The 3,093-nt window shown below is 68.4% G+C and carries 2 protein-coding genes and 1 pseudogene; all 3 read left to right on the top strand.

Going from position 1 to position 3,093, the window contains the following annotated elements:
- Positions 1-168: 168 nt before the first annotated feature.
- Positions 169-1,518, top strand: a complete 1,350-nt coding sequence (locus VT50_RS29585; protein WP_079343924.1) for a condensation domain-containing protein — start codon at positions 169-171, stop codon at positions 1,516-1,518.
- A 12-nt stretch (positions 1,519-1,530) separates the two neighbouring features.
- Positions 1,531-2,859: an MFS transporter gene (locus tag VT50_RS29580; protein WP_046085452.1), complete on the top strand. Its 1,329-nt coding sequence runs from the start codon at positions 1,531-1,533 to the stop codon at positions 2,857-2,859.
- A 15-nt stretch (positions 2,860-2,874) separates the two neighbouring features.
- Positions 2,875-3,093 (top strand): annotated as a pseudogene (locus tag VT50_RS29575) (LLM class flavin-dependent oxidoreductase); the annotation flags it as partial.

The following is a 3,093-nucleotide window of genomic DNA, read 5'->3' as shown; positions in this document are numbered from 1 at the left end:
TCGGCTGCGACACCGGTCACACCACCGGGGTCGGCACCGGCTGCGCCACCGGCACCATCACCGACCTCGGCAGCGCCACCGGCCCGGGCCCCGGCACACGCCTCGGCCCCGGCTACGACACCTGCACCAGCGGAGAATTCGGCTTCGGCCTCGGCGTGCGTATCGCGTTTGCCTTTGTCGCCGGAGCAGCATCTGCGTCTGGCCAGGGAGCAGTGGCGGCGGGAGCAGGGCCTGGGCCCCGGGACCCACAACGTCTCTCTTGCCTGCACGGTCGAGGGTCCATTGCATCTGGACAGGCTGGAGCAGGCCTTGACCGATGTGGTCGGCCGTCATGAGGCTCTCCGAGCGACCTTCCACCGTGACGGCACCGGTGCCGTATACCAGGAGATAGCCGCTGTCTCACCGATCCGTATCCGCCGCGAGACTGTTTCCCCTGACCAGGAGATGCCTTCACCGGCTGTTGTGAGCGCGGCGAATGAGCCTTTTGACTTGGGCTCTGGTCTGTTGTTGCGGGCCGTCCACTGGGCTCGTGGCAATGGGGCGGGTGTGCTGTTGCTGGTATGCGATCACAGCGTCACCGACCTGGTCTCCATAGCCGTGCTCGTCGATGATCTGCAGCGTGCTTACGCGGCGCGGCTGACCGGCGAAGCAGTGCCCTGGGACGGCCCGGATCCGGGCTATCGGGCTTTCCTCGTCGAGGAGGCGGCGTGGCTGGGGTCGCCGGAGGCTGAGCAGGTCCTGGAGGCGTGGTGCGGGCATCTCACGGGGCCGCCGCCGTACTGCTCTCTCGGTGGCCTGTCGCGGCCCGTGTGGCAGGTCCCGCCTGATCCTGTGGCCGGGTCGGCGACGGTCTATCTGCCGTCCCCCGTCACCGACGGTCTGGTGGCTGCGGCCGTCGGGCAGGGCGCGTCGCTGGCTCACGCCCTGCTGGCTCTGGTCGCGATCAGTCTGTCCGCGCTGACCGGTCAGCGGCGTATCGGGGCGTTCGTTCCCATGGCCAACCGTGAAGCGGCGGGCTCGCACCGGCTCGTCGCCTACGCCGCACACGGCTTGCCGGTCCATCAGGACATCACTCCCCCCGAGCCGTTCACCCATCACCTCGCGCAGGCGGCACGTCAGACGATGGAGGTTCTGGCCCGGCAGCGTCTGGCCCTGGCAGAGATCGTCCGCAGGCTGGATCCCGAGGCGTTCGGCGTCCCGGCTTCCCAGCCTTACGTGATGGTCAATTTCATCGCCGCTGACCTGCTCAACGCCTCCCTCGCCCCCGCCCTGGACCGGGTGCGCACGGCCCCGCTGAGCGTCGGCGCCACCGAACCTGCGGCCCCTTTGATTGTTGAGCTCCTGCAGACCCCTCAAGCTCTGACCGTGCACATCGTCCATGACCGGAGGTTCATCGAGGACACCGACGCCCAGCGCCTGGCCGGTCTCCTGACCCGTCTGGCTGCCTCGGCGGCCGCCGCACCCCAGGCGAGCGTGGCTGACCTCCTTGCCACCGTCGCCGACCTCCTTGACCGTTAAGGCCGGTGCCAGGTGACCACGACTCAAACCACCACCACGGGCACGGACCCGGACGGGCCGGGGCGTATTCTTCCCCGCGGACCGGGTGTGGTGTGGTTCGGTGCCTCGGGCTTCGTCAACGCCTTCGGCACCGGGTTCTTCTACCCCTTCGCGCTGCTGTTCTTCGCCAGCCTTTCGGGCCTGTCGCTGAGCACCGTCGGAGTGGTCCTCACCGTCACCGCGCTTGCTGCCCTGCCGGGGTTGCCGGGTGTTGGTGTGCTCATCGACCGGTACGGGCCGCGACAGGTCCTCATCGCGGCGGCCCTGCTGCGTGCCGGATGCTTCGTCGGTTTTGTCTCGGTGCACGGCATCGTGCCCCTCGCCCTGTTCAACATCCTCTTCGCTGTGGGAAACCGTGCTGAACAGGCCGCGGTTCTGCCGCTGGCGGTGGGATTGGCGGGCAAGGGGGACAGTGGCCGGTGGTTGGCCTTGTCGCGGGTGGTGTTCAACGCCGGGATCGGGGCGGGGGCCTTGGTCGCGGGACTGCTGGTGGTGGACTCGCCATCGGGGTTCGTCGTGCTCGGTGTGGCCAACGCCGTCAGCTTCGCCTTGACCGCCTTGCTGTACTTGCCGCTGTCCCCCCGGACACCCGTCACGGCCCCCACGGCCCCCACACCCGCCGTATCCGCCACGGCTGCCGCACCCGCGAGGGCTGCGAAACGGAGTGGCCGTGTGGGCGGTGGCCCGTGGCGTCATGCCTCCTTCTTGCGGGTGGCGGGTGCCAGTGCTGTCTTGCGGTCGTCGATTTTGGTGGTGGAGACCGCGCTGCCGGTGTTCGTTCTTCATCAACTCGGCCTGCCTGCGTGGACGGTGAGCGTACTGTTCATCGTCAACACCGGCCTGCTGACGCTGTTGCAGCTGCCGGTGAGCCGTTCTCTGGAACGTTTCCGTGCCGCCTCGGTGCTGGCTGCCGGGGGGTGTGCCTTCGTCGTGTTGTACGTGGCGATGGTGGCGGCCGGATCCGTCCCGCACACCGTCCGGCTGGGGGTGTTGCTGGCGGCTATGACCGTGTACACCCTGGGGGAGATGGCGGTCTCGCAGGCCTCCCTGGTGATGCTGACCAGTCTTCCCCCCGAGCGTGAGCTGGGCAGTTATATGGGCGTCAGCCAGCTCTTCGCCGGTGTGGGCGCCGCGCTTGCTCCGCTGCTGGCGGCGACGTTGCTCGACAGCTGGCCGGCGGGGCTGTGGTGGGCTTTGACGGTGATGAGTGTGCTGGCCGCTCTGCTCGTCCTGCGTCTCCCGCGAGGTGTGGCCGCGGAGCCGGGGGAGGACGTCCCTGGCGTTCCGCAGCACCAGGAATAGAGGAGGTTCCCTTCCATGACAGACACGCCACGCAAGATGCATCTGTTCCTTGTCATCGGCAACGTCGGCCAGCACCACGGTGCGTGGCGCGAACCGGACAGCGGTATTGAGCTGGCTGACTCCATCGATTTCCACGCCGAGGTGGCGCGTCGGGCGGAGGCCGCGAAGCTCGATGCTCTCTTCATCGCCGATCATCTGGCGATGCTGGGCCGGGAGGCGCATGCACCGGCCCAG

Origin of the sequence: Streptomyces antioxidans (assembly GCF_000968685.2) — a bacterium.
Lineage (GTDB): Bacteria > Actinomycetota > Actinomycetes > Streptomycetales > Streptomycetaceae > Streptomyces > Streptomyces antioxidans.
Note: the sequence above shows the minus strand (reverse complement) of the source record. Positions and strands in the feature narration are given on the sequence as shown.